Source organism: Paenibacillus sp. FSL F4-0097, from assembly GCF_038593125.1.
GTDB lineage: Bacteria > Bacillota > Bacilli > Paenibacillales > Paenibacillaceae > Paenibacillus_AQ > Paenibacillus_AQ odorifer.
This window is the reverse complement of sequence record NZ_CP151965.1, coordinates 1,654,485-1,680,058: the sequence shown is the minus strand read 5'-3', so window position 1 is coordinate 1,680,058 and position 25,574 is coordinate 1,654,485. Positions and strand designations below refer to the sequence as shown.

Sequence of the window (25,574 nt, the reverse complement as noted above, 5' to 3'; positions counted from 1 at the left end):
GGATGATGTATAACGCAAAGCTTATACGTCCTTATATTTTAATAAAGGAGTGATTTCAAATGAATCAAGAAACATTGAATCTATTCAAAACACTTACCGAATTCCCTGCAGCCCCGGGCTTTGAGCGCGAACTCCGCGCTTACGTCAAGGATTCTATGACACCTTATACCGAAGAGTTCGTGCAGGATCGTCTCGGAAGTCTGTTCGGCGTATTGCGCGGTGAGGAAAACGGGCCAAAAATTATGGTCGCTGGACATTTTGACGAAGTGGGCTTTATGGTCACCGGAATTACTAACACCGGGATGATTCGTTTTCAACCGCTAGGCGGCTGGCTTGCTTCTGCTGTTGCTTCCCAGCGTCTCCAAATCATTACACCAAAAGGGACATTGACTGGTGTTGTTGGCAGCACCCCTATCCATCTACTAAGCGCTGAAGAACGCGGCAAGACGGGCGAAATCAGCAAAATGTATATTGATATCGGTGCAGACAGCCGTGAAGAGGCAGAAAGCTTTGGCGTCAGACCAGGTCAACAAGTACTGCCAATCTGTCCGTTCACCCCGCTTGCCAACCCTAAAAAAATCATGGCTAAAGCGTGGGATAACCGTTACGGCGTAGGTCTCGCCATTGAGCTGGTTAAATCATTACACGGCAAAAAGCTGCCTAATACTGTTTATGCTGGAGCTACCGTACAAGAGGAAGTTGGACTTCGTGGAGCACGTACAGCCGCTAATCTTCTGTCCCCAGACATCTTCTTTGGCTTGGATGCGAGCGCTGCTGCTGATATGACCGGTGATAGCCAAGCCTTTGGCCATTTGGGTAAAGGCGCTCTCCTGCGCATTTTTGATCCAACGATGGTTACACATCGCGGCCTGATCGAATATGTACAAGACACAGCGGATACTCACAAGATCAAATACCAGTATTTTGTCTCCCAAGGTGGAACAGATGCAGGTCAGGTTCATGTAAGTGGAATCGGCGTTCCTTCCGCAGTCATCGGAATATGCTCCCGCTACATTCATACCGCTTCATCAGTTATTCATAGCGATGACTACGAAGCTGCTAAAGAGCTGTTAGTTAAACTCATAGAAGGCCTCGACCGCACTACACTGCAAACGATTATCGAGAACAGTTAGGTTCTTATTTTTAAAAGAGCAGCAATCCTTTTTGAAGGATTGCTGCTTTTTTTTTGGGGTCGTGGCTTACGGACCTGTGTCACTTGCGCCCCAGTGGTGTTTACAAACCCCGATATTACTTTTAAAAACCAATTGTGCTTATGCTTATCAATCCCATTGCTCGCTGATCCCGCTATAGGTACTACGACGGACCCATGATGCTTACGAACCCACGTTGTTTATTGTTTACGCTCCCAAGTTGCTTGCTTACGGCGACACGTTGTTTATTGTTTACGCTCCCCAAGTTGCTTGCTAACGCACCCATGTTGTTTACTATTTACGCCCCCAATGTTGCTTCCGAACCCAGTGACACTATTCCATAGAAATGGGCTCATAATTGGTGTCATTCATGCTAATAGCGACTATGGTGTCCGATACTCCTCCAAAAGTGGCATATTTCTGCGTTTAAGATCATCTGTGTCCTATAGATACTCCACTATCCCCCGTCCCATATAAAAAAAGCCCGCCTCACGGCGAGCTCTTTGACCATTCTCAGACAGCTATATCAACTCATATCCAGTGGCACTTTCCACGAAGGTATCGGGAAAGCCTCATCCAGCTTCCATCTTTCTTCTTCACTCAGCGTAATTAAACCTGCAGCAGCATTCTCAATTACATGCTCACGTGAAGAAGCTTTCGGAATCGTAATGATGTCCTCCTCGCGGATCGTCCAAGCTAACATTATTTGCAGTGGTGTTGCGTTATGAACACGGGCAATTTCCTGAACCGCCTCACTCTCAATAACCCCTTTGCGGAGCGCGCCTGCTTGTGCAAGCGGAGAGTACGCCATTACGGGCATGCGGTGACTTTTCTGCCATGGCAGCAATTCAGCTTCAATGCCTCTCGACCCTAAATGATACAGCACCTGATTCATAGCACAGTGAGTTCCCCCAGCTATACTAAGCAGCTCTTTCATATCGTCAACATCGAGGTTCGATACACCCCATCTTGCTATTTTACCTTGAGAGACCAGTTTCTCCATGCCTTCCACAGTCACTTCAAGCGGAATATCTCCCCGCCAGTGCAGTAAATAGAGATCCAGATGATCCGTATTCAGTCGTTGCAAGCTTTCTTCACAGCTACGAATAAGATTCTCGTTGCCGGCATTATGTGGGTATACTTTGGACACCAGGAAAACGTCATCCCGAATTCCTTTAATAGCGTCACCTACTAAAAGCTCTGAGTTTCCTTCCCCATACATCTCAGCCGTATCTATCAAATCCATGCCTAATTCCACGCCTAATCTAAGAGCAGCAATTTCTTCCTCTCTACGGGAAACATCATCACCCATATTCCAAGTTCCCTGTCCTATTCTAGGCACAGAGGTACCATCTGGAAGAAGCATGCGGTTAGCTCGGTTCACTTTCACAATTTCAGCCAAATGCTCGATTGAATCCTTAGTCATTGTAAAAATCTCCTTACCGATAAATTGTATACTTACTTTATACGACCTTTATGACCCTTTCGAAACATCTGAATCGTGTCTAATTTATAACTTATCTTTCCTTTAGGAGAGAAAAAGCAACAAATTGATTGCTAACTACGCTATCAACTTCAGCCCCACTGCGGCTCCCAGTATCATAAAAATACAGATAACCCGCCGCCAATCTTTGGCCTCTCCATATAAAAGCATCCCCAAAATCGCCCCACCAGATGCACCGATCCCCGTCCATACCGCATAAGCTGTACCCATAGGCAAACTTTTCATTGCAAATGATAGAAAAAGAAAACTTCCCCCAAAACCAAGGAAGAGCAGCAAAAACGACTGCAGATTCCGGTGTTTATTCAACCTGTTGATCATAGCCACTCCGAACATTTCAAACAATCCAGCAACAACCAAAAATGCCCATGCCATTTAAGACTCCCCCTTTATTTCAGTTTCTTTGATATCTTTGGTTTCGTTAGTTACCATTTTCAGACCTATTACTCCTGCCAGCAAAATAACCACCAGTACCAGCTTCATTAGCTTGAAGGGTTCACCGAATAAAACCATGTCCGCAATGACTGTACCTGCTGTCCCCAGCCCAACAAATACAGAATATACGGTACCCACCGGTAATTTACTGCTTGCTGAAATAATGACATAGAAACTTATTATTATGGCTACAACTGTGATCAGCCACTCCCACACGCTTGAAGCATGCTTTAAACCTATGACCCACATGACTTCGAAAATCGCAGCGCCAACTACCTTCAGCCACTCTGAATTCTTTTTCATTTCAAGCCCTCCTTCAATTCACCATATCTTATGATTGCCCACGGACAAACAAATAAGCCCGGAAGGTCATCGCCAAATGGCGATACCTCCCGGGCTTTTATCCCTCCGTGTAGACACAAACTTAATGTTCGTGCGTTTTCCCTCGGACCAGACCAGCTGTGCACTCGCTGCGGAACCCTAGAAAACAAATAAATGATTAAGTTACATCGTATGGTAGCAAATCGGGCGTATAAAAGCAACCTTTTCTATTCCGAGAGTAATTAAATCATAGTATAAACTTCCATAAAATTATAAAATAGATATAAATTTCATTCGATTATCTAGGAAAAGAGGTTAATTTATGTTTCATTCCAGACATTTTAACTGCGTCCCTCTAGTGGAAGGCATTTATTGCCTTGAAGCGAAGGAGCAAGGCGGAGCCATGAGCAATGCCGGTTTGATAGATATGGGTGATTACACATTAATCTTTGATACATTCAACACTCCACAAGCTGGCAAAGATCTTAGGGATGCCGCTCTGTATTATTTTAATAAACCTATCAAATACGTCATCAACAGCCATTGGCATGGAGACCACGTTAGAGGGAACCAATTCTTCTCGAAAGAAGTAATCATATCCTCCAGTAGAACTAGAGAGCTCATGATAAAAACTCAACCCGACTGGCTAGCCCGAATGAAGAAACTGCTTCCTAATCTTGATGAGGATCTTAATAAGCTTAATACCTCTCTCGAGCTCGAACTGAACGCTTCCAAACAACGAGAGCTCCTTTCGCAAATAGGTTATTTACTAGAAATCAAAGAGTCTATACTAACGCTTGAAGTAACGCTTCCCCAACTAACTTATGACCGCAAAATGACCATACATGGCTCGGCTAGATCCGTTGAGCTCTTATCGGTGGGTGCTGCCCATACGGAATGCGATTCTATTCTATTTTCTCCTTCCGATTCTTTAGCTTTTGTTGGAGATATTGTCGCTGTTGATAATCATCCATTATTAGTAGACGGTAATCCCTTATCCTGGTTGGAGGCACTTACTTATGTCGAGCGCTTAGATGTGAACATAATTGTTCCCGGTCACGGGCCCGTTACTCAAAAACATTATCTACAGCAAATAAAACGGTATATAAATGATATAATCCATATTAGCGAATCATTGATACACGAAGACATGAATGTGAATGTGAACCATATAGAAATTCCTGAGCCTTATCTGGGCTGGAATTATGGGAGTATTTTTTACAGAAATCTTGAGTTTTTGACGAAAGCAGCTAATAACTAATTTTTGGAGTTGAAGGGAGAGGTTCGTTATGGTTTTTGGGATACTATTTGTAGGTGTCGCTGTATTTATTATTATACAAGCCGTTATACGGAATGGCTCGAGCTCGAACAGAAGTACCTTTGATAGAAATAGGCAAAATGATGCCGCCAACATGTCTTTTATGGCTGCCAGTCATCCGGATCTGCTGGATCCAAACCACTCTAACCACCATCATCATCACCCTGGAGATCACTCGCATCACCACTCTGGACCTGACAGCGGGCATAGCTGGGGTGGAGACGGCGGACATAGTGCCGGTGGAGACGGCGGTGGGGGTGGAGATGCTGGCGGGGGCGGTTGTGATTAGATGAAAAGAAACGAAAAGGACATCCCTGATCTTTCAGGAATGTCCTTTTTTTAATACTCATTTATGATACTGAGAATTTCAGCTTGAGTTTGGCTTAATAACTTTTCGGCACCGTGCGGATGGATTGGTTCGCTCCAAGCGAAGCCATCTCCTTCGTATCTAGGAATAAGATGCATATGATAGTGAGTCAGGTCGTTAAACTTCCCACCATTTTGGCAAATGCTGATGCCATCAGGTGCAAACAAAACCTTCAGGACAACTGATAGCTTCTTTGAAGCGTCCATAATCGCATACGATGTTTCTGAATCGATATCTTCGAGATCCCAATAATGCTTTTTAGGGAGAATTAAGAGATGTCCTTCGTTAAATGGAGCAATGTCGAGCACACAAGTTACAATTTCATTCTCGTATACTACGTTTACGTTAGCCTCAATCCCGTTAGCGATCCGACATCCCAAACAATCCATACAGGCACCTCTCCATCCAAAGAAATTAAGAGCGCTCTAGCTTATCTTATTGATTAAATTGAAAACGGCTAAGCAGTACCTCACCATTAAAGATGAGATAAACATCGGTAGTTCCAGATTCCACGGATACTTCACCAGTAAGTGTGTTCCACTGCTGCAACACGCCACCCGATGGTACAGTCACAGATCCAACCATTGTCCCTGCTGTGCTGCCCGTTCTAATCTCGAGGGTGCCACCTTTTGCAGAGGATACCAAGGCTTCAAAAGCTCCTGCCCCTTGCTCGAACAATACATCTTTAAAAGCGATCCAAGCGCCATCTTTTACCGGATGTATGGAAGCACCGCCTGCTTTGCACTCGTCCAGATATACGCCTTCGTAGTCATCGTAATTCTCTGCTTTGGTATTGATATACAGATTACGCGACGGAATAACGTCCCCTTGAACCGATAGTTGAGCGGATAATTGGATATCAGCAGATGAACGGCCGATCAGAACCATGTACTCTCCATTTTCCACGCAATATTGCTCACGGGTAACATCCCAGAATGCCAGCTCGGCAACCGGCAACGTAAACTCTATGGTTTGCGATTGACCTGCGGTTAGGTTTACTTTTTCAAAACCCTTCAACTGTTTAATCGGACGTTTCACCCGGGAATTCAGAGCTTGCACATATAGCTGCACCACTTCGTCCCCATCAACAACGCCTGTATTCTCTACTTGAACGGAAATTTTAAACGTGTCATCCGCTTGCAGCTCCTTAGCACTTAGGCTTAGGTTGCTGTAGGAAACTTGGGCATAACTTAAGCCGTGTCCAAACGCATACAGTGGCTCTCCGTCAAAGTACATATATGTTCTTTTGCCTTTGATAATATCATAATCCATCAGCTCAGGCAGCTGTTCTACAGAACGGAACCAAGTCATGTTCAGCTTGCCGGAAGGACTGTAATCGCCGAAAAGAACTTCTGCCACCGCATTGCCCAGCTCTTGTCCACTGTGGGAGGTATACAATACAGCCGGGATGTTCTCGTCAATCCAAGTGGAAGTTATCGGGTAACTGCCGACAATGACTACAACTGTATTCGGATTCGCTTCATAGACAGCTTTGACCAGTCGCTCTTGCTCCTCTGGAAGCACAATATCCGGTCTGTCGATTTCTTCTTTTCCGTTAAGGAGTGGATGGTTGCCCACAAAAACCACAGCGATTTCCGCAGCCTTGGCAGCTTCTACTGCAGCCTCTATGCCGTTAGTTACAATGTTCTTTTTAAAAAGACGTGCTTCCGCATTAGCATCCTGATCTGCCACTTGCAGCGTTCCATTTTCCGGATTCACCGAGATCATTTTATCATTCCAGGTCCGCAAAGATACCGTATCTTCGCTTTCCGGAACGATGTTAATCGATTCTTTTACAAACCAGCCGTAAATTTCATCAGCAGATGCTGTGAGAGTCTCTGCTTCGCTTAAAGTTACATACTGACCGCGACTTGTCGCCTTCAGAGTATTGCTCGTCCAGCCCCAAGCTGTATGTTGGAACAATTCTCCGTGCTCTGCTATGTCATGCTGTACAGCCAGTCTTCCGTCCTCACCTGTGATTCCGATAGCTTGGCCGTTTGCAGCTGAAGTAAGAATGATCTGATCTGCGCCACTCTCAAAAGTAATGTGTTTACCAGGCAGCTTTTTGCTAACACCCTGCAAAGGAGTCACTCCATAAGGTAATGTGCCAGAATACCAATCTCTAAAGGCTTCATCACCAAGCGGACCAATAATCGCCAATTTGCTCAGACTGCTTTTGTTCAATGGCAATGTGCCTTGTTCATTCTTCAACAATACTATAGATTGTTTCGCAGCTTCCAAAGAGAGTGCCGTATGTTTTTTGCTAAGAATAACGGAATCGTCGATTGCATCGTATGGGTTCCCCTCAGCCGGATCGAACTCTCCCAGACGGAAACGAACTCTGAAAGTGTTGGCAAGCGCACGATCCAAATCTTCCTCTGCTAAGAGGCCTTGGTCTAGCGCTTCGTGAAGAACCTTGATTGTCTCTGCGGTTTCTTCTGTTACGCTGTCAATTCCATTTTTGATAGATTCAGCCATCGATTGTGCAAAAGATTCATAATACTTGTGGTCCTTCACGATCCCAAAAAGATCGCCGGCATCGCTTACAATAAAGCCATCCATTTCCCATTCGCCTTTAACCACATCCATTACTGCCGGATGAAGAATAACAGGCACGCCATTCACCGAGTTATAAGCGGTCATCATGGACTGTGCGCCACCTTCTTGAAAAGCAGGCTTAAACGCTTCCAGATAATACTCCCGCATATTTCTCGGATCGATGCTCGCGGAGCAGTTCCCGCGTTCAATCTCATTATTGTTGCCGAGGAAATGCTTCAGCGTTGCTACCGCTTTCAAATAGACCGGGTGATCACCTTGGATTCCCTGCACTAGTGATGTGCTGAGTCGGCCGGTCAACTCTGGATCTTCACCGTAAGCTTCCTCGGTTCTTCCCCAACGCGGGTCACGTTCCATATCCACAGTTGGCGCCCATAACGTCAGACCGTTCACCGTTGGATTCTTTTTGTAAAAGGCTCTAGCTTCATCTCCGATGGCCGAACCAATCTCCTTCAGCAGCTCTGGATTCCAAGTACAAGCCAGTCCGCTTGGCTGAGGAAAAGAAGTCGCTTTTCCAAGCCAAGAAATCCCGTGCGCCGCTTCCGTACCATGCTTGTAGGCCCCAACACCCAAACGCTCTATGGCAGCTTGATACTGAGGCATCAGGCTTACTTTTTCATCAAGTGTTAGTCTGGAGATCAGATCCTGCACTCGCTCATTTAAAGGTAAATCAATCTGTTGAAATGGATATTTAGCTATATCTGTTCCCATCAAAATCGCTCCTTCGTCTCTTGTTGATAGCGGTTTCATTCATTCCCGAGGACAATCCTTCAAAAAAACTCCTATACGTCCTATCCATCTAATCATAGAAGATTCCCCTCCTCCGCAACACCTTAACAATCTAAATAGAAATCAGGTCATAATTAGAGATTTAGGGGGATGATGTGAGTACGTAGGTTTGCTCGTTATTCGCTCCATCTCCACAATCTACGGGATTTATACCGTTTATTTGCTCACTTCCCACTCCACGCCCACAATCTACGGGATTTATACCGTTCATTTGCTCACTTCTCGCTCCACGCCCACAATCTACGGGATTTATACCGTTCATTTGCCCACTTCCCGCTGTACGCCCACAATCTACGGGATTTATACCGTTTATTTGCCCTATTCTCGCTGCACGCCCACAATCTACGGGATTTTTACCGTTCATTTGCTCACTTCCCGCTCCACGCCTCCAATCTAAGGGATTTATACCGTTCATTTGACCAATTCCCGCTGTACGCCCACAATCTACGGGATTTATACCGTTCATTTGCTCACTTCCCGCTGTACGCCCACAATCTACGGGATTTATACCGTTTATTTGCTCACTTCTCGCTCCACGCCCACAATCTACGGGATTTATACCGTTTATTTGCCCAATTCCCGCTCCATCTCCGCAATCTACGGGATTTATACCGTTCATTTGCCCACTTCTCGCTCCATCTCCGCAATCTACGGGATTTATACCGTTCATTTGCCCAATTCCCGCTCCACGCCCACATCTACGGGATTTATACCGTTTATTCACCACAGCTGAATATCGTTAAGTGAATGTACATATTCATAGCGACAAACCCTCCCACTCACCTGGGAAACTATCGGCTTAAACTTACCTTTCTCACAAAGTGACCTCATACATTTCCTAACTGTACGCAGATCAATGCCAAGCTCCCTCACCAAATCAACAGGCCGAATGTCCCCGTTCGAACGCACCACAATTTGCAAAATATCACGCTCCAGTCGACTAAACGCCTCCTTCTCTTCTGTCCTCAAGGCAAGGTACGGCATCAGTAATGATCTCAACAAAAAAATAGTATTCTCAGAATTGGCTTCCAGATCATCATATGGTATCGCCACTACCCGATAACCCGCGATTTGTAGATAAGTCTCTCGATTCAATTCCTGCCGATAACGCGTCCGATCTGTGTTTTGCACATGTGGGCCGTAACCTTTTACCTCAAAAGCAAACTTAACCTGCCCAGGCTTCCACGCAAAATCAACAAAATAAGGCCATCCCCGCCAATCCAACACTTCATATTCAGGATGGAGATTATCAAAATGACCCATCATCGGCCACCAAACCTTCTCCGCAAACATTCGCTCACCATGCCCATGTCCCCGCTCCAATCTCCCCCGTCTTTCTCCCGTTCTTCGACTAATATGATCTTCCACCCACTTACGATGTTCTTCCGTAAATCCCATAACGTTCCCCTCCTCCTTGGCATAAAAAAATCCCGCACCCAATTATGGATGCGGGACGTGCTTCGTCCTATTACTCAAAAGTATAGTATTCGCCTTCTTATGCTGTCAATGACACTCTACATTCAACGTTAGCATCGAGCTAAATATACTTGCCTATTAAAAAATCACATTGGTTAGAGTATGTTGCATTAAAGTAATTTCAGCTACAGTTAGATCACTACAGTGAGTTCAGCTAGAATTGGATCACTACAGTGAGTTCAGCTAAATTTAGCTACAGTTAGATCACTACAGTTCAGTTAGTATTAGCTCAGCAAGAACAATCTCGGTTAAGTAAACTACTTTTGAGTTAGACGACTAGACTTAGCTCAATATAGTATGTTTTGTATAGTAGGTTCAGTTAAAGTAATCTCGGTTTGACTAAGTTCCCCTAGAATAATATTATTCGACCTACCTTTTTGAAATTGTCTAAAATCGTCTCCCATTCTCTACTATTCACTGGCTATCGACCTGTGATTTTTCTATTTAATTGTATTTCATGCAACTATTTAACCCTTATCCCCCTAAAAGTCCATTTAGTTGTACTTTCTACAACTAAAAAAGGAGATATAAGGTAGTTACGCGTAAATGATCAAATTTAGATGTACAAAGTGCAGTTAATTGTTACTTTTCCTAAAACTACTGAAGTTTAGCTGCACAAAATGCAATTAAAACTGAGTTCGAGTGAGGCTGGCTGGATTGCGTCTTAGTTACATCACTTAGCGCCCTAGCTACAACATCGACTTAACTACATTGATTTAGCGACCTAGCCACAACATCGACTTGGCTACATTGATTTAGCGACCTACCACAACATCGCGACTTAGCAACATTAATGTAGCTACCTAGCTACAACATCGACTTGGCTACATTGATTTAGCGGCCTAGCCACAACATCGCGACTTAGCAACATTAATGTAGCAACCTACCTACAACATCGCGACTTAGTTACATTGATTTAGCGACCTAGCCACAACATCACAACTTAGCACCATTAATATAGCGGCTCAACTAGAGTGACATATTGCTCCTCTTCACTGCTCTCCCTCACCTAGCAAATGTGCATGCCGAGCGCCTCGCCCATAGGCATCATAAGAGATCATTCCATCGACACCCTGACTTCGATACCCTAGCTTCAATCCGAGACGGGAAATCAATGATCATAAATCCATTATCCTTCACAACAACCTTTCACAGAAATGTCGGAGAGCGTTCTTTTGTTCCCTAACAAATCACCGTTTACCGCATATAACTTACGAAATCCCTGCTTATAAAGAATTCGCGCAGCTTTATTTCTATTGTAGTAGCTTCCTGCAAGAATTAAGACCGAATCGCCTGGAGATAGACAGTGCTGCCAGACATAAGGTAACCGCCCAAGCGATATATTTATCGAACCACGGATACTGTCCTTCTGGTAATCAACGGCATCCCTGACATCGAGCATTTTCATAGCCAGTGATTGATCTGCTAATTCGCGAACCTCACGGACTTCTATATAAGAAAGTGAACGAACAGGCCATGCATAACGTAAAAACCTCAAAATACTAAAGACAATTATGATACTCAGTAGGATCCGTACCATCATGCTCATGCCATTACTCCCGTACCAAAAAAACATCCGTCCAAGCGCCTAATCCACCCGTCATGTTCACAACGTTATACCCCTTTTCACTCAGCAGCTCACAAGCCAGTCCACTACGGCCACCACTTAAGCACATCACAATTATCTCGCCATGAGAATCCAGTTCATCTGTGCGCATCAATAGCTGTCCAAGCGGAATATGCTTAGCACCCATTACATGTCCCTCCACCCATTCGGCTGGTTCGCGTATATCCAACATGGTAGGAGTCTCGCCATTCTTCAAGCGTTCTGCAACTTGCTGTGGGGTAATTTCCTTTGAAATTTTAAAAGACATCGAGCATCTCTCCTTCACCTTTATAAAAATAACTTGATTTTCATATCTCTATATCATAATATTACGATATAAGGATATTGTAAAGTGAGGTGTTCGTTACCATGGACAAAAATTTTAAAGCTTATAACCAAACCGCCGAAACCTTAAAGGCTATAGCTCATCCCGTGCGCTTGTGCATCATCAAAGGACTTCTGGAAAAGGGCAGCTGCAACGTGAGCTTCATGCAGGACTGTCTCGACCTTCCCCAATCTACGGTTTCCCAGCATTTGCAGAAGCTTAGATCACTAGGCATCGTTGAAACCGAACGTAATGGGCTGGAAATTAACTATTCTGTTAAAGACGAAAAAATCAAACATCTGATTCAGTTATTTTTAGGGGAGGAATAAGTCATCATGAGTAAAAAAGTATTGATTGTTGGTGGAGTTGCAGGAGGCGCATCAGCAGCCGCTCGACTTCGGAGATTAGATGAAGATGCGCATATTGTAATGTTTGAGCGTGATCCGTACATTTCTTTTGCCAATTGCGGACTTCCTTATTATATCGGGGGTTCCATTCAGGACCGCTCCAAGCTGCTAGTGCAGACACCGGAGGCGATGCATAAACGTTTTAACATCGATGTTCGGATTCAAAGTGAAGTAGTGTCTATCGACCCCGTGAACAAAAAAGTGCGAGTAGAAAGTATAGAAAAAGGCTCCTATGAAGAGAGTTATGATGCGCTTATTTTATCGCCAGGTGCTAAACCGATTCGTCCGAATTTGCCTGGTATCGAGAGTTCCAAAATACACATGTTGCGTAACATTCCCGACACTGACAAAGTCAAAGCTAAAGTCGCTGCGGAAGGCACACGTTCGGCCGTGGTGATCGGTGGTGGATTTATCGGTGTGGAAATGGCTGAGAACCTTAGAGAAGCTGGTCTGGAAGTTTCCTTAATTGAAGCAGGACCACAAATATTAGCTCCGTTCGATACTGAAATGTCTTCTATTTTGGCAAAAGAACTTGACGAGCATGGCGTTAATCTTATTTTTTCCGATATGGTCCAAGGGTTTGCTGAGGTGGGAGAACAAATACAGGTGCAATTAGCAAGTGGTACTGTACTGCAAAGTGATATGGTTCTGCTGGCTATCGGCGTTTCTCCGGATACCTCTTTCCTGAAGGACAGTGGCTTAGAATTCGGTCCCCGTGGCCATATTGTAGTCAATGAGCGGATGGAGACAAATCTGGATCAAGTGTACGCTGTAGGTGACGCGGTTGAGGTGGTTGATTTCGTAAACGGAACAAAAACTGCCATTCCACTAGCTGGTCCTGCCAATAAGCAAGGGCGCATTTCTGCGGACAACGTCAGTGGTCTCGGCACAACTTACAAAGGATCACAAGGGACTTCTATTATTAAGGTTTTTGGAGTCACAGGTGCTTCTACTGGAAATAACGAAAAAACACTACAACGTTTGGGTCTGCCGTATCACGTGATTTATATACATCCAAGCTCACACGCAACCTATTATCCGGGGGCAACTCCGATATCTATGAAGCTGATTTTTGATCCAAAAGGTACGGTGCTAGGAGCACAAGCTGTGGGTTACAGCGGTGTAGATAAACGTATCGACGATATCGCTACAGTTATTCGTTTTAGAGGTACGGTCACTGATTTGACGGAGTTGGAGCTATCTTATGCCCCTCCTTATTCTTCCGCAAAAGATCCGGTGAACATGGCCGGCTTTGCCGCTGAAAATATTTTGCAAGGTTTGACTACGGTATTCGTCCCTAAGGATTTAGAGGGTCGTGACAAAAACAACACCATTTTAGTTGACGTACGTTCGGAAATCGAACATGCCAACGGTCATATTGAAGGGTCCATTAATATCCCTGTGGATGATCTGCGTGGTCGGCTAAACGAGCTTGACCCTAGTAAAGAAATTTGGGTGTATTGCCAAGTTGGACTCAGAGGCTACACCGCTTCCCGGATTTTGCAGCAAAAAGGTTACCGTGTGAAGAATCTGACCGGCGGTTATAAAACCTATCAGATGAGCCAATTTACGCCTAAAAAAAAAGATAACTTGACGCCAAACGTTGATACAGCCGTAGCCAGTATAGAAATCGCAGCAACGGGAGCAATGACGGAGCCTGGGACTGGGACTGGGACAGAGACTGGGACTGGGACTGGGACTGGCACAGTTACACCAACCGTCAATGCTACAGCTTTCACAGCTAACTCCAGCACAATAGGTGCCCCTTCATCCAAAATAGAAACGGAACTAGCACCTGATTCCGTGCTTGATGCCTGCGGACTGTGCTGCCCAGGGCCGCTGATCCAAGTTAAAATGAGCATGGACCCGCTCTTGGACGGCCAAGTCCTGAAGGTAACTGCTTCCGATCCCGGATTTTATGAGGATATCAAGGCTTGGGCTCGTATGTCCAACCATACGCTTTTGCAGCTAACAAAGCTGCCTACTGGTATGATCGAAGCTTATCTGCGCAAAGGAGTTATCGAGGCTTCAGCATCAGCACCAACCGGAGCAGGCGAACAAGTAATTCAAACTAGCAACGCAAGCACAATGGTTGTTTTTAGCGGGGATTTGGATAAAGCGATCGCTTCCTTCATCATTGCCAACGGAGCAGCATCCAGCGGCAAAAAAGTCACGATGTTCTTTACCTTCTGGGGCCTCAATATTATCCGCAAGGATGAGAAGGTGCATGTGAACAAGAACTTCATCGGTAAAATGTTCGGTGCCATGATGCCACGCGGCAGCCGGAAGCTGACGCTTTCAAATATGAACATGATGGGCATGGGCTCGAAGATGATCCGCTCTCTAATGAAGAGCAAAAATATCTCTTCCTTGGAAGAATTGATTCAGATGGCTATCGACCAAGGTGTGGAAATCGTCGCCTGCCAAATGTCCATGGATCTTATGGGCATCACTCGTGAAGAACTGATTGACGGTGTCGGAATCGGCGGCGTTGGTTATTACCTCGGCCAAGCCGATCAGTCGGGTCATAATCTATTTATCTAAATACCTTAACATAGCAAAGAGACTCCTCTATTTAAATAGAAGAGTCTCTTTTTTATATAAAAATGAACTCACGAGAATCGGTGATATAGATTTGAATAACCAAAATGCAGAAATTGGCTGGATCTGGATACAGAATCTAAAACCTGCTATCCTATTTAATAGGCATTCATCCGAATAACGACCTATTTTAGGTGGAAAAAGGAGATTAAATGAATAACCCGATACATATTCTTGTTGCTGAGGACGACAGCGACATCAACCGATTGCTGTGCAGCATTATTAAGAAAAGCGGCTACATTCCCCAACCCGCTTACTCGGGAACGGAGGCACTTCTCTATCTGGAGCAACGTCAATGGAGCATGCTGCTACTGGATCTGATGCTGCCTGGCATGTCGGGAGAGGAACTACTTGAGAGGATTGCCGGGCGGGACGATATGTCGGTAATTATCATTTCCGCCAAGGGTGAGCCCCAGACCAAGGTGTCTGCCCTACGGGCGGGGGCGGATGATTTCATTACAAAACCCTTCGATGTTGAAGAAGTCTCTGCACGGATCGATTCTCATCTACGTTTGTATTCGCGGATTGCGCAATCGGCTTTGCCTAACGTGCTCCAGCATCAGGGCCTTGTACTTCATCGAGATGCGATGTCGGTTACGGCAAATGGTGCGGAACTGACGCTCACAGCTCTAGAGTTTGAGATTCTCTCGTTACTTTTGTCGGCCCCAAAAAAGGTGTTTACGAAAGCGAATTTGTATGAAAGAGTCTGGCAAGAGCCATATTTCGGGGACGACAATACGGTCAATGTCCACATGAGCAATTTGCGCAGCAAGCTAACCAAGGCCGCACCAGGAAGCGAATTTATCGAGACGGTATGGGGCATAGGTTATCGGCTCAAGCCTTAAGACATTCTTAAGATTTGGCTTTAGCTCTTCTTATGTTTTCAATTCTATACTTGGTCTATCACGAAAAGGAGGCCAAGACGAGATGTACGAGTATGTATTAAAAACAAATCAACTATCCAAAAAGTTCAAGGGCCATACGGCGCTGGACAAAGTCAATTTGTCAATCCGTAAAGGCTCTATTTATGGTTTTATTGGGCAAAACGGAGCTGGAAAATCAACATTAATCCGGATTGTGACCGGACTTGCTTTTCCGACTCAGGGGACGATCGAGCTGTTCGGAGCCAGTGAAGAGCAGGCCTTGATCCAGGCTCGTAAGCGAATCGGCTCGATTATCGAGAGCCCCGCTTTGTTCCCCCATATGACTGCAAGCGAAAATTTAGAAGCAAACCGGATTCTACGCGGTATTCCCGGCAAAGATTGCGTTCCTAGAATGCTAGAACAAGTTGGACTGCAGGGCGCTGGCAAGAAGAAAGCCAAAAATTTCTCACTTGGAATGAAGCAGCGGTTAGGTCTTGCCATCGCCTTGCTGGGAGATCCAGAATTTCTGATTCTGGACGAGCCGACCAATGGGTTGGATCCGATGGGTGTCGTCGAAATGCGCGAACTGCTCAAGCGACTAAACCGTGAGCTTGGCATTACGATAATGATCTCAAGTCATATTCTAAGTGAGCTGCATTTAATGGCAAGTCATTATGGCATTATTCATCGCGGTCAGTTGCTTGAACAACTCACTGCGGAGGAATTAAACGAGAAATGTCAGCAGTATTTGTTTATCAAAGTGGATGATCCGGGCAAGGCAACAGCCGTCATTCAGAACGAGCTGGGTACGGCCGATTTCGAAGTGATGCAGGATGGAACCATCAAGTTGTATAGCCGCATTGAGCAGCCAGGCAAAGTATCAACAGCGTTATTCTCTGCCGGCCTCGAGATCGAGAAGTTTATGCCTATGGGTGAAGACTTGGAAAGTTATTTTACGAAGCGAATTGGGGGGAATCCAAATGTATAATCTGATCAGAGTTGAGTTTTTCAAGCTCCGTAAGAATAGATCATTTTGGACTTTTCTATTGGCACTTTCCGTCCTCTCACTTGCTTACCCATTGCTATATTATTTTGATCATCGGTCCAATGGGGAACCTCAGATCACCGGTGCTGAATTTCTGACTACCTTTATTTCAAGCAATGCCTACATTATTAAATTCGGCGTAGCCATTCTGGCTGGATTCTTTATCTCTAACGAATATTCCACAGGGGTCATGAAGACGATCGCATCTTCGGGCAACACCAGAGGCCGGCTGTTCGCGGCAAAACTAATCGTATTCGCAGTTGGGGCCATGGCGATTTCGCTCGTCTTTCCTATTGTCAGCACAGTCGAAGTCACGCTGCTTTCGGGCTTCGGTCATCTGCCAGAAGGAAGCACTACACTTTTTATACCGCGAGCCCTCGGGCTAACCCTGTTGTACACAGCTGGTTACGCAGCCATCGGGGCGCTGTTCACCGTAATCCTAACCGACAGCGGCAAAACTATCGGCTTCTCAATGATTTTCTTCCTTATGATTGATACGGTTTTGGCTAGTATAGGTTCAAAGATCTCTTTCTTCAGTAATTTGTATGATTATTCCATATTCAAACTGGTGAGCGATATCGGTAAGCCCAGTATCGACAGTGGAGATTGGCCAGCGCTTTTACTTGTACCGTTGTTGACAATAGCCGTTTCCGGGGTACTCGGTATTCTCGTATTCCACCGAAAAGAAATCAAATAACAAATAGGAGGTGCAGGAGAGTGTTGCTTATTCTGACAATCATATTGTTTGCGGCAGGAGCTCTCCTGCTTTTCCGTTTGTTGATGCTAAGGCGAGAGCTAGGGCGGATAACAGGGCAATTGCATACCTACAATGAGCGAGCAACCGGTAAAAAAATTGATGTGGCTCTATTCGACCAGAAGCTTGAGGCGCTTGCGGGACAAATCAATCGTCAATCTGATTTAATCGTCGAAGCGGATGCCCAGCGAAAACGTGTCGAACAAGAATTCCGTCAGGCTGTTGCGAATATTTCACATGATATCCGTACACCCCTCACCTCCATCTTCGGTTATATTCAACTGTTGGAGGATGAGTCTATTACCCCTGATGAAAAGCTTGAATATGTTGCCATCGTTAAAAATCGGACGAAACGGCTGCAGGCGCTGCTGAATGATTTTTTTGAGCTTTCCTTGATCGAATCGCTAGATTATCCTCTACATACCGAAAAGCTTGGGATGACGGCCCTGCTCTCGGAAATTCTGGTCGGATTTTACGATTCCTTCAACGAACGCAATATTACACCGGATATACGGCTACCTGAGGAAAATGTATCCGTATACGCCGATGAATCCGCTGTGCGGAGAGTTGTCGAGAATTTACTTGTCAATACGGTCAAACACGCAACCGGGTATGTGGAAATCCGTTTCGAACGACGGCAGGAAACAGCTGATTTAACGATAGTAAACGATGCGAAGGAACTAGCCGGAAGCGACGTTAACCTCTTATTTGACCGATTCTATACCGCAGACCGTACCCGATCTTCTCAAGCCTCCGGGCTGGGTCTCTCCATCGCCAAAAGTCTGATGAATAAAATGGGTGGCACGCTGACAGCCGAACTGGAGGATGAGCAGCTGATAATGACCTGCCGTTGGAAACTAGGTGATGCCGGCATTAGCTTGGCTACTTAATTCATTTTATATTTGGTCTAGACTAACCATTGTTCTAACCCGTTTATGGAATGTAGCCCATTCCCGATAGCCAATGGCCTGCAGGTTTTTCCGGACTTCTTCGAACTGATCTCCCACCCGTTCGGGTTCATGTGCATCTGATCCAATCGTGACCTTCACACCATGAAACAGAGCTCTTTCTAGAAAAGCCGTATCTGGGACACAGTTATCGTCAGAAGTATTAATTTCGAGAACTACGTCACTTGCTGCAACGGTTTGCAGGGTGAAATCCAGCGCTTCTGTCCACAAGCCGGAATAACCGGGAAAATACCGCTTTAAAGCATCCACATGGCCTAGTATGTCGTATAAGCCACTTTTAGCCGATTGAGAGACATAATCATAATACAGATTTTTGGTCGCAAGTTTCCCCGCCTGATCCAATCCGTCCCAGTATTCTCCATCGTAAATGCTGATTCCGCCGAAATTATGAATCGAACCAATCACATAATCAAAGGGATAACTGGCGATGACACTACGATATATATCCAGGGAATCAGGCAAAAAGTCCGCTTCAATCCCCAGCATTACATCAATCTGTCCCGCAAATTCTTTTTTTAAAGCTAGAACCTCATCCACGTATGCAGGAAATTCACTCTTCGCCATAGCTCCTCCGGGCCAGGGCAGGTCTTCCTCCAGCGCAAATGCAGGAGTATGATCTGAGATTCCAATAACCTGTAATCCCTTTTCAATGGCTGCAATTACATAATCTCTTACTGTTCCTGTTGCGTGCCCGCAACGATTATGATGTGTATGATAATCAAACTTCATAAGTTCCCTCCAGGTAATAAACTTTTTTATGATTCGCGTTAACCTTTCGATCCAGAAATAACAATTCCTTGAATAAATACTTTTTGAGCAAAAAAGAACAATAACAGCAACGGAAAGACGGTTACCACAGATGCTGCCATCAACAGATTCCATGGTGTTTGTCCATATGCGGCTGTGAAATTTGCTAATCCTAGTGAAAGAGGATATTGACTGCTTTCACTTAAATAAATAAGTGGACCAAATAAATCATTCCAACGGGACATGATTTCTAGAACAGCCGATGTAGCGAGTGCCGGTGCCGACAAGGGCAGGAGAATTCTCCAATACATGACCAGATGTCCTCCACCATCTATCTTAACTGCCTCATCCATTTCCCTAGAGATCCCAAGATAGAATTGGCGTAGCAAAAAGATAACAAATGCACTGCCTGTAAATGCCGGAACGATAAGCGGCAAATAAGAATTTGTCCAATGAATTTGATTAAATAACAAATATTGAGGAATCAAAGTCACTTGTGACGGGATCATCATTGTGCTGAGTACAAGCACAAACAGAAGCATATTTCCACGGGCACGCAGACGAGCGAACGCAAACGCAGCCATAGAGGAGGCAAGCACAGTCCCAAATACTGAGATACATGTGTAGCCTACCGAATTCAATAAATATCGCCCCATTGGAGCATCTATGAAAATTTGCTTATAATTACTCCATTGAATAGAGGATGGCAGCCATATCATCGGGACTTTATGAATGTCGCCCATGGTTTTTAGCGAGGTGACCAACATCCAGAATAACGGGAATGCGAAAAGAATAACGCCGCCATAAAGGATTAGATATAACAGTATCTTCTGAATGGGCTTCAGCTTGCCGTGTAAAAAACTTCGCTGTCTCATGATGTGAATCCCTCCTATCTTTTAGAGTCATATTCATAGTGGACAAACCGCTTCGAACTCCACATGAATACAAGAGTCAGTGTAAAAAGGATGATAAATAGAATCCAGGCCTGAGCAGAGGCATAACCCATCCGAAATTGTTTAAAGGCTGTATCAAACAAGTAGTATACATAGAAATATGAACTCCAGTCCGGTCCGCCTTTCGTAATGACGTAGGATTCAGTAAATACTTGCAGGGAAGCGATCATTGCAATAATCGTATTGAACAAAACCACCGGCGAAATGAGCGGAAGTGTAATTTTGTAGAACTTTTTCCACACACCTGCTCCTTCAATTGACGCCGCTTCATATAGATCACTCGGAAGAGATTGCAAGGAAGCTAGGAATATCACCATGGTTGAACCTGACGCCGTTAACTGCATCAGAACCATAGATGGGACGACCGTCCCCGGGCTCGTGAACCAGCCTGGACCTTCCACACCAAACCAGTCATAGAGTAAGGAATTGACTACCCCGAAGGTCGGGTTAAGCAGCCAAGACCACAGGAAAGACACAGCCACCCCGGAAATAACACTTGGCGCATAATACAGCGTACGAAGTAATGACTGTCCTCGAACCTTCTGATTCAGCAGCAGGGCAATCACCAACGAAGATACAATGGTAAAGGGTACGGACAATAAGGAATAATAGATGGTGACAGATAACGATTTGTAGAACAGCCTATCCTGAAATAACAGCCTGAAATTATCAAACCCTATAAATTCAGGAGACGAAATTACATTGTATTCGGAGAAACTTAACATCAGCGACACGATGATCGGTCCGCCAGTAAACAATATGAAACCGATAAACCACGGCATAATAAACATCCAGAAGGCGCGTTCCTCCCGCTTACTCTCAGTTGCCATTCGCTTCATGAATCATCCTCCTTACGCGGCCGGTTAGTCTGCGATTAGCGGCCGCTTATCCTTCCAGTTCTAGTTAATCCAGTTTGAGTGAACGGAGGTTCTGATCCACTTCCTTCAGTCCATCTTTCAAATCTTTACTTCCATTCCATACAGAAGACATGGTCTGGTTCATGGTTTCTAGAATCGTATTGAACTTTACGATCAGATGATTTTCAGCTTCACGTCCATACTTAATAGCACCCTCATGGACTTGTTTGAATTCCGCTTTATCCATCCCAATCTGCGAGGACATTTTTTCGTACCACAGTTCAAACAAGCTGCTGTCCGCTGGCGTTCTACCGACATCATTCATATAGCGATAGGCGCCTCCATCGGTTTTGGGATCGGCCAGATATCTGACAAATTCCCAGGCTTCATCCGGATGTTTACTTGAGTTTGAGATGCTCCATGGGTCCACAAAAAGTGTCACTTTGCGGCCATCATGGTAGGGAACAGCTGCGACACCCCAACGAAAGTCCGCTTTTTCATAAGAACCCAATCCCCAACCTCCATTAATGTACATGGCAACTTCCCCCGTCATGAACACATCTCCAAGCTGAGCCGCGGCAGACACAGTCTGTTGGTCCGGTGTAACCTTATACTTGTTAATTAAATCGAGGTTAAATTGTAACGCTTCAATATTTTTGTCATTAAGTAGATCCGGCTCCCCCATAACCCCTGAGGTATACGCTTCTGGCTTAAAAAAATCACCGCCAAATGACCAAGCCATAGCATTCGGACTAAGGCCGCTTGCAAATCCGAATACCTGCTTGCGTACATTACCTACATCATGAGAAAGCTTTTGAGCAATTTCTAACATTTTATCGTAGTTCCATGAAGTGTCATCCCAGTCCGTTGTTGGATAAGGAATACCCTGCTGATCGAATAAATCCTTATTGTAAAACAGATACGTCGCATTGCTGACAAGCGGAATTCCGAAAAATTTATCATCAATTTTATATACATCCAGCAAATCCTTATCCATCGTATCCAGCTCTGGAGCCCCTTTTTCAATGTAAGGCGTTAAGTCCTTCAGGGCACCCATCTTCATATAAGTAGCAAAACCGCTGTCCGCCTGGTTCGGATTCCACACATCAGGAGCGTTGCCGCTTGAGATCATAGTGGTCAACTTCTGATCGAACTGATCATACGGAATATTCTCAAGATGAACTTTAATATTAGGATGAGTGGCTTCGAACGAAGCGATCGTCTCGTCTTGCCAAGCTTTTTTATCCGGATCTGCAGCCATCACCCAATTAATCTCTACTGTCTCTCCCTTATTACTCTGCACACCTGAAGGGTCGATAGTAGATTCCTTATCACCAGATCCGGCACATGCCGACAATGACATTCCGAGAACTGCAACGGGTAGAAATGTAGAAAGAAGGTTCTTTTTTAAGAATTGAGATTTCATTTTTATGTCCCACCTTTTTTCATTTTTCGTTTAAAATCGTTCAAAGTATCTCTAATTTCAGCATAAGTTTACATATAGATTACACAATTCGATAATTTAGATAACATTCTAATTTTCTCTTCACACCCCCTTTGCTAAACCATTCGGAACAACTTCATCATAGCGTCTAAAAATATGATTTTCAGCACATATATTCACTAAATATATTGTTTTTCTGCATATATTCTTGTTAATATAGTTGACATACAACTGAATTGGGAGGGATAGCAAATGGAAACCAATTTTTATGAAGTACAAAAATTCGACATCAGTCGAGAGAAAAAAAGTCAATCCAGCATGCCTACACGACATTACCATAACGGTTATGAGGTTTTTTACATGGTTTCGGGGGATATTTGCTATTTCATAGAGGATAAGGCTTATCAGGTTGTCGGGGGTTCTCTATTGCTGATTGACATCAATAAAATTCATAAGCTTGTCAATTCGAGTGGGGAGACCTTTGAACGAATAACACTTGTATTTAAACGCGAGTTCCTCGAAGATCTGTTTCCGAACAATAAGACGCTTGATTTGCTGTCCACTTTTACACGAGATTGTCATCTGCTGCGATTTAATGGCTCTGAACAAAACTTTATCGAGAAATTATTCAATAAAATGGTCTCTGAATTTACGAAGCAACCTCCCGGCTATGAATTCTATCTAAAAACACTTATGTTTGAGCTGCTTATTTATATTTATCGCCACCAGGAAGCGATGCCTCCTGCAATCACTGAAGAAATCAGTGTAGTGAACAAAAAAATATTTGAAATTGTTGACTATCTCAACCGTTATTACGACCAACGTCATTCCATACGCGATATTGCCAACAGATTCTATATCAGTCCTTCCTACTTCTGCAAAACTTTTCGTGATAGTACAGGCTTCACCTTTACAGAATATTTGAATAATGTGCGGATAAAGGAAGCTCGTGCCTTGTTAATTAATACTGCCTTTAAAGTAGCCAAGATAGCTGAAAATGTTGGATTTGATAATATGACTCACTTTGGTCGGGTATTTAAGGAAATCACCGGGCTTTCTCCATTAAAATACCGCCAGACTTATAAAATAGAGAGTCCATGATGTATCTACGAAAAAGGAGCAGCTGCAATCATTTTTATTACAATATCCACACCAAAAAGACTCCTCTATTTATATAGAAGAGTCTTTTTTTGTTGCGACAGGCTAACGGATTATGTTTAAAATCTAACTCAGTAAGTTTAGGCTTGCTTCTTCAAGCGATGGTATAAGAAATTTATGATCGATTGGCGATGACATCACGATTAGAATCGTGTAGGTACCGTATTTATCACATTGATTTCCGAACTCCTCGAGGGCTCGTGTAGAGTCGGTTACTACTTTCAATAAGTAGTTGTGTTCCCCACTTATACGGTAACATTCGACGACATCAGGACTTGAGCGGCAGAAATCAAGGAATGCATTACAATCCCTAGAATGAAATAACATGTAGGCAGCAGCATGTTTCCCAATCTTTTCAGGAGAAATTATGGTGCGATATTCGCTGATGATGCCTTTTTCCTCCATACGCCTAACTCTCTCCGTAACCGCAGGTTGCGATAAACCGACACATTTCCCCAGCTCTGTCATAGAAATTCTTGCTTGATTTTGAAGATGGAAAAGAATTTGCTTATCAACATGGTCCATCAAAATCGCCTCCTTTAAATTTAAGGTGTTCTATATTAACTAGCCTGTAATTAACCGTTATAAGGCTAATTTAACTTAGTTGCCTTATGTAATCAAGATAACTCGTTATATATAATAACCCTACATAGTAAAGTGTTCCTGGCTTTAACTATTCCGAAGGGATGAAGACAGATGAGTATATTGGATTCAAACAAAATAAATACAGAATGTTTATCAGGTCGCATCGATAGAGTAATCGATCGAACCCTCGCTGACAAGCGTTTGGTCGGTGCTGTCATTAAAGTAATGATAGATGGGGAACTGGTTTATAGCCGTGCTGCCGGTTTTGCCGACCGCGAGATAGGCCGACTTATGCGAGAAGATGCCTTATTCCGGCTAGCTTCAGTTACTAAACCTATCGTTTCAACGGCAGCCCTAGTATTAGTTGCGCAAGGTCGTCTACAGCTGGACGACCGCGTTGATCGTTGGCTTCCAGAGTTTCAGCCGCGTTTGCAGAATGGCGAGTTCGCGACCTTGACGATTCGTCATTTGATGACGCACACCGCAGGCCTGTCTTACCGATTTTTTCAAGAAGAGAAGGGTTCCTATCAGTCAGCAGGGGTATCAGATGGTATGGATCAGCCCGGCATCACGTTGGAAGAGAACCTGCGTCGTCTTGCCTCTGTCCCCCTCCTTTATACGCCAGGTACCGAGTGGAAATATTCCATCGCGACAGATGTACTGGGAGCAGTAATTGCAAAGGTCACAGAAACACCGCTTAGTGAAGCTGTACATTCACTCGTGACAAAGCCGCTTGGCATGAGCGACACGGGTTTTATTGCAGTTGACCGAGAACGGCTGGCCACTTCCTATGCCAATGATACTCCAGAGCCACGGCCCTTACTTGAGCCCGACAGTATTGCCTTTGTGGAGGGAACGGCTGGGTTCCTGCTTGCCCCTAGCCGAGCATTTGACACTACTGCCTATCCTTCTGGAGGATCTGGCATGGTCGGCAGCGCCGGAGACTTTTTGCAACTGCTGGAAACATTACGTAAGGGCGGAGCGCCGCTGCTACCAGAGTCACTGGTTCACGATATGACGACCAACCAGATCGGTGATCTGCCAATGGCCTTCTGGCCAGGACGAGGCTTTGGCCTAGGCATTACGGTACTAAAGGATCCTGTCGCCGCAGACACTCCGGAATCCCCGGGTACTTGGCGCATGGGTGGCACTTATGGTCATTCGTGGTTCGTCGATCCCAAGCAACGCCTCAGTGTCGTGGCTTTCACTAATACTGCACTGGAAGGCATGTCGGGTCAGTTTACTGTTGACCTTTGTGATGCCATTTATGACAGACGTAATAAATAGAGCAAGAACACAAGGTGCCTGGGTCCGGAATAAACCGGCCTAGGCGCTCTGTCTAGTAGA

Annotated in this window: 25 protein-coding genes and 1 riboswitch; of the genes, 11 read left to right on the top strand and 14 right to left on the bottom strand. The window is 44.7% G+C overall.

Annotated elements, in window-relative coordinates:
* The first annotated feature begins 59 nt into the window (after positions 1-59).
* Positions 60-1,133 (top strand): M42 family metallopeptidase, encoded by a 1,074-nt coding sequence (locus MHH86_RS07360; RefSeq protein WP_036675718.1) that lies wholly within the window; start codon positions 60-62, stop codon positions 1,131-1,133.
* A 544-nt stretch (positions 1,134-1,677) separates the two neighbouring features.
* Here the strand turns inward: MHH86_RS07360 and MHH86_RS07355 are convergent.
* The 3 genes from MHH86_RS07355 to MHH86_RS07345 all read right to left on the bottom strand — a co-directional run bounded on the left by MHH86_RS07355 (position 1,678) and on the right by MHH86_RS07345 (position 3,390).
* On the bottom strand, positions 1,678-2,577 hold the full coding sequence (locus MHH86_RS07355; protein WP_036675720.1) for an aldo/keto reductase: 900 nt from the start codon (positions 2,575-2,577) through the stop codon (positions 1,678-1,680).
* A 135-nt stretch (positions 2,578-2,712) separates the two neighbouring features.
* Positions 2,713-3,027 carry a multidrug efflux SMR transporter gene (locus MHH86_RS07350; RefSeq protein WP_036675721.1) on the bottom strand — a complete coding sequence of 105 codons (315 nt, stop codon included), beginning with the start codon at positions 3,025-3,027 and terminating at the stop codon, positions 2,713-2,715.
* The gene (locus tag MHH86_RS07345) at positions 3,028-3,390 is read right to left on the bottom strand and encodes a multidrug efflux SMR transporter (protein WP_036675723.1); all 363 of its coding nucleotides are present in this window, start codon (positions 3,388-3,390) and stop codon (positions 3,028-3,030) included.
* Positions 3,391-3,474: 84 nt separating this feature from the next.
* A riboswitch (guanidine-I (ykkC/yxkD leader) is annotated at positions 3,475-3,582 on the bottom strand.
* Between the two features lie 148 nt (positions 3,583-3,730).
* On the opposite strand from MHH86_RS07345, the gene MHH86_RS07340 reads away from it, so the two are divergent.
* Both MHH86_RS07340 and MHH86_RS07335 read left to right on the top strand, forming a co-directional pair.
* Positions 3,731-4,669: an MBL fold metallo-hydrolase gene (locus MHH86_RS07340; RefSeq protein WP_076225113.1), complete on the top strand. Its 939-nt coding sequence runs from the start codon at positions 3,731-3,733 to the stop codon at positions 4,667-4,669.
* Between the two features lie 28 nt (positions 4,670-4,697).
* Complete coding sequence (locus MHH86_RS07335) at positions 4,698-5,015, top strand: hypothetical protein (protein WP_036675726.1); 318 nt, start codon at positions 4,698-4,700, stop codon at positions 5,013-5,015.
* Positions 5,016-5,065: 50 nt separating this feature from the next.
* On the opposite strand, the gene MHH86_RS07330 is transcribed toward MHH86_RS07335, so the two are convergent.
* From MHH86_RS07330 to MHH86_RS07305, 6 genes are all read right to left on the bottom strand, one after another.
* Complete coding sequence (locus MHH86_RS07330; protein WP_076225112.1) at positions 5,066-5,482, bottom strand: HIT family protein; 417 nt, start codon at positions 5,480-5,482, stop codon at positions 5,066-5,068.
* Between the two features lie 46 nt (positions 5,483-5,528).
* A complete protein-coding gene (locus MHH86_RS07325) occupies positions 5,529-8,360 on the bottom strand; it encodes a glycoside hydrolase family 3 protein (protein ID WP_076225111.1) in 2,832 nt (943 codons plus the stop codon).
* Between the two features lie 160 nt (positions 8,361-8,520).
* On the bottom strand, positions 8,521-9,162 hold the full coding sequence (locus tag MHH86_RS07320) for a hypothetical protein (RefSeq protein WP_342479668.1): 642 nt from the start codon (positions 9,160-9,162) through the stop codon (positions 8,521-8,523).
* Positions 9,159-9,836, bottom strand: a complete 678-nt coding sequence (locus tag MHH86_RS07315) for a winged helix-turn-helix domain-containing protein (protein ID WP_076225212.1) — start codon at positions 9,834-9,836, stop codon at positions 9,159-9,161. Before MHH86_RS07315 ends, MHH86_RS07320 begins: the two co-directional genes overlap by 4 nt.
* A 1,207-nt stretch (positions 9,837-11,043) precedes the next feature.
* The gene (locus MHH86_RS07310; protein ID WP_076316724.1) at positions 11,044-11,463 is read right to left on the bottom strand and encodes a rhodanese-like domain-containing protein; all 420 of its coding nucleotides are present in this window, start codon (positions 11,461-11,463) and stop codon (positions 11,044-11,046) included.
* Positions 11,464-11,467: 4 nt separating this feature from the next.
* Complete coding sequence (locus MHH86_RS07305) at positions 11,468-11,788, bottom strand: rhodanese-like domain-containing protein (RefSeq protein WP_076104728.1); 321 nt, start codon at positions 11,786-11,788, stop codon at positions 11,468-11,470.
* Between the two features lie 101 nt (positions 11,789-11,889).
* On the opposite strand from MHH86_RS07305, the gene MHH86_RS07300 reads away from it, so the two are divergent.
* The 6 genes from MHH86_RS07300 to MHH86_RS07275 all read left to right on the top strand — a co-directional run bounded on the left by MHH86_RS07300 (position 11,890) and on the right by MHH86_RS07275 (position 18,405).
* On the top strand, positions 11,890-12,174 hold the full coding sequence (locus tag MHH86_RS07300; protein WP_036675735.1) for a metalloregulator ArsR/SmtB family transcription factor: 285 nt from the start codon (positions 11,890-11,892) through the stop codon (positions 12,172-12,174).
* Positions 12,175-12,180: 6 nt separating this feature from the next.
* Positions 12,181-14,796 (top strand): FAD-dependent oxidoreductase, encoded by a 2,616-nt coding sequence (locus MHH86_RS07295; RefSeq protein WP_076316723.1) that lies wholly within the window; start codon positions 12,181-12,183, stop codon positions 14,794-14,796.
* Between the two features lie 209 nt (positions 14,797-15,005).
* Positions 15,006-15,698: a response regulator transcription factor gene (locus MHH86_RS07290; protein WP_076316722.1), complete on the top strand. Its 693-nt coding sequence runs from the start codon at positions 15,006-15,008 to the stop codon at positions 15,696-15,698.
* 82 nt (positions 15,699-15,780) lie between these two features.
* Positions 15,781-16,704, top strand: a complete 924-nt coding sequence (locus MHH86_RS07285) for an ABC transporter ATP-binding protein (protein WP_036675740.1) — start codon at positions 15,781-15,783, stop codon at positions 16,702-16,704.
* Positions 16,697-17,458, top strand: coding sequence for an ABC transporter permease (locus tag MHH86_RS07280; protein ID WP_038569425.1), 762 nt, complete (start codon positions 16,697-16,699; stop codon positions 17,456-17,458). Before MHH86_RS07285 ends, MHH86_RS07280 begins: the two co-directional genes overlap by 8 nt.
* Before the next feature lie 20 nt (positions 17,459-17,478).
* Entirely contained in the window at positions 17,479-18,405 is a 927-nt protein-coding gene (locus MHH86_RS07275; RefSeq protein ID WP_256717361.1) for a HAMP domain-containing sensor histidine kinase, read from the top strand.
* Between the two features lie 6 nt (positions 18,406-18,411).
* On the opposite strand, the gene MHH86_RS07270 is transcribed toward MHH86_RS07275, so the two are convergent.
* The 4 genes from MHH86_RS07270 to MHH86_RS07255 all read right to left on the bottom strand — a co-directional run bounded on the left by MHH86_RS07270 (position 18,412) and on the right by MHH86_RS07255 (position 22,466).
* Positions 18,412-19,212, bottom strand: coding sequence for a histidinol-phosphatase HisJ family protein (locus MHH86_RS07270; RefSeq protein ID WP_036675745.1), 801 nt, complete (start codon positions 19,210-19,212; stop codon positions 18,412-18,414).
* A gap of 38 nt (positions 19,213-19,250) precedes the next feature.
* Positions 19,251-20,105, bottom strand: a complete 855-nt coding sequence (locus MHH86_RS07265) for a carbohydrate ABC transporter permease (RefSeq protein ID WP_036675746.1) — start codon at positions 20,103-20,105, stop codon at positions 19,251-19,253.
* Between the two features lie 14 nt (positions 20,106-20,119).
* Entirely contained in the window at positions 20,120-21,022 is a 903-nt protein-coding gene (locus MHH86_RS07260; protein WP_036675748.1) for a sugar ABC transporter permease, read from the bottom strand.
* Between the two features lie 64 nt (positions 21,023-21,086).
* Positions 21,087-22,466, bottom strand: coding sequence for a sugar ABC transporter substrate-binding protein (locus tag MHH86_RS07255; RefSeq protein ID WP_076316721.1), 1,380 nt, complete (start codon positions 22,464-22,466; stop codon positions 21,087-21,089).
* A 270-nt stretch (positions 22,467-22,736) separates the two neighbouring features.
* On the opposite strand from MHH86_RS07255, the gene MHH86_RS07250 reads away from it, so the two are divergent.
* A complete protein-coding gene (locus MHH86_RS07250; protein ID WP_036675751.1) occupies positions 22,737-23,585 on the top strand; it encodes an AraC family transcriptional regulator in 849 nt (282 codons plus the stop codon).
* A 123-nt stretch (positions 23,586-23,708) separates the two neighbouring features.
* On the opposite strand, the gene MHH86_RS07245 is transcribed toward MHH86_RS07250, so the two are convergent.
* Positions 23,709-24,167, bottom strand: coding sequence for an Lrp/AsnC family transcriptional regulator (locus MHH86_RS07245; protein WP_036675753.1), 459 nt, complete (start codon positions 24,165-24,167; stop codon positions 23,709-23,711).
* 171 nt (positions 24,168-24,338) lie between these two features.
* On the opposite strand from MHH86_RS07245, the gene MHH86_RS07240 reads away from it, so the two are divergent.
* On the top strand, positions 24,339-25,514 hold the full coding sequence (locus tag MHH86_RS07240) for a serine hydrolase domain-containing protein (protein WP_051490868.1): 1,176 nt from the start codon (positions 24,339-24,341) through the stop codon (positions 25,512-25,514).
* Positions 25,515-25,574: the final 60 nt, after the last annotated feature.

Coding starts and splice junctions, on each gene's coding strand:
- MHH86_RS07330 (WP_076225112.1), bottom strand. CDS start 5,482: ATGGATTGTTTGGGATGTCGGATCGCTAACGGGATTGAGGCTAACGTA.
- MHH86_RS07280 (WP_038569425.1), top strand. CDS start 16,697: ATGTATAATCTGATCAGAGTTGAGTTTTTCAAGCTCCGTAAGAATAGA.
- MHH86_RS07290 (WP_076316722.1), top strand. CDS start 15,006: ATGAATAACCCGATACATATTCTTGTTGCTGAGGACGACAGCGACATC.
- MHH86_RS07310 (WP_076316724.1), bottom strand. CDS start 11,463: ATGAGCATGATGGTACGGATCCTACTGAGTATCATAATTGTCTTTAGT.
- MHH86_RS07250 (WP_036675751.1), top strand. CDS start 22,737: ATGGAAACCAATTTTTATGAAGTACAAAAATTCGACATCAGTCGAGAG.
- MHH86_RS07345 (WP_036675723.1), bottom strand. CDS start 3,390: ATGAAAAAGAATTCAGAGTGGCTGAAGGTAGTTGGCGCTGCGATTTTC.
- MHH86_RS07335 (WP_036675726.1), top strand. CDS start 4,698: ATGGTTTTTGGGATACTATTTGTAGGTGTCGCTGTATTTATTATTATA.
- MHH86_RS07285 (WP_036675740.1), top strand. CDS start 15,781: ATGTACGAGTATGTATTAAAAACAAATCAACTATCCAAAAAGTTCAAG.
- MHH86_RS07325 (WP_076225111.1), bottom strand. CDS start 8,360: ATGGGAACAGATATAGCTAAATATCCATTTCAACAGATTGATTTACCT.
- MHH86_RS07295 (WP_076316723.1), top strand. CDS start 12,181: ATGAGTAAAAAAGTATTGATTGTTGGTGGAGTTGCAGGAGGCGCATCA.
- MHH86_RS07360 (WP_036675718.1), top strand. CDS start 60: ATGAATCAAGAAACATTGAATCTATTCAAAACACTTACCGAATTCCCT.
- MHH86_RS07315 (WP_076225212.1), bottom strand. CDS start 9,836: ATGGGATTTACGGAAGAACATCGTAAGTGGGTGGAAGATCATATTAGT.
- MHH86_RS07255 (WP_076316721.1), bottom strand. CDS start 22,466: ATGAAATCTCAATTCTTAAAAAAGAACCTTCTTTCTACATTTCTACCC.
- MHH86_RS07240 (WP_051490868.1), top strand. CDS start 24,339: ATGAGTATATTGGATTCAAACAAAATAAATACAGAATGTTTATCAGGT.
- MHH86_RS07245 (WP_036675753.1), bottom strand. CDS start 24,167: ATGGACCATGTTGATAAGCAAATTCTTTTCCATCTTCAAAATCAAGCA.
- MHH86_RS07340 (WP_076225113.1), top strand. CDS start 3,731: ATGTTTCATTCCAGACATTTTAACTGCGTCCCTCTAGTGGAAGGCATT.
- MHH86_RS07350 (WP_036675721.1), bottom strand. CDS start 3,027: ATGGCATGGGCATTTTTGGTTGTTGCTGGATTGTTTGAAATGTTCGGA.
- MHH86_RS07305 (WP_076104728.1), bottom strand. CDS start 11,788: ATGTCTTTTAAAATTTCAAAGGAAATTACCCCACAGCAAGTTGCAGAA.
- MHH86_RS07265 (WP_036675746.1), bottom strand. CDS start 20,105: ATGAGACAGCGAAGTTTTTTACACGGCAAGCTGAAGCCCATTCAGAAG.
- MHH86_RS07260 (WP_036675748.1), bottom strand. CDS start 21,022: ATGAAGCGAATGGCAACTGAGAGTAAGCGGGAGGAACGCGCCTTCTGG.
- MHH86_RS07270 (WP_036675745.1), bottom strand. CDS start 19,212: ATGAAGTTTGATTATCATACACATCATAATCGTTGCGGGCACGCAACA.
- MHH86_RS07355 (WP_036675720.1), bottom strand. CDS start 2,577: ATGACTAAGGATTCAATCGAGCATTTGGCTGAAATTGTGAAAGTGAAC.
- MHH86_RS07300 (WP_036675735.1), top strand. CDS start 11,890: ATGGACAAAAATTTTAAAGCTTATAACCAAACCGCCGAAACCTTAAAG.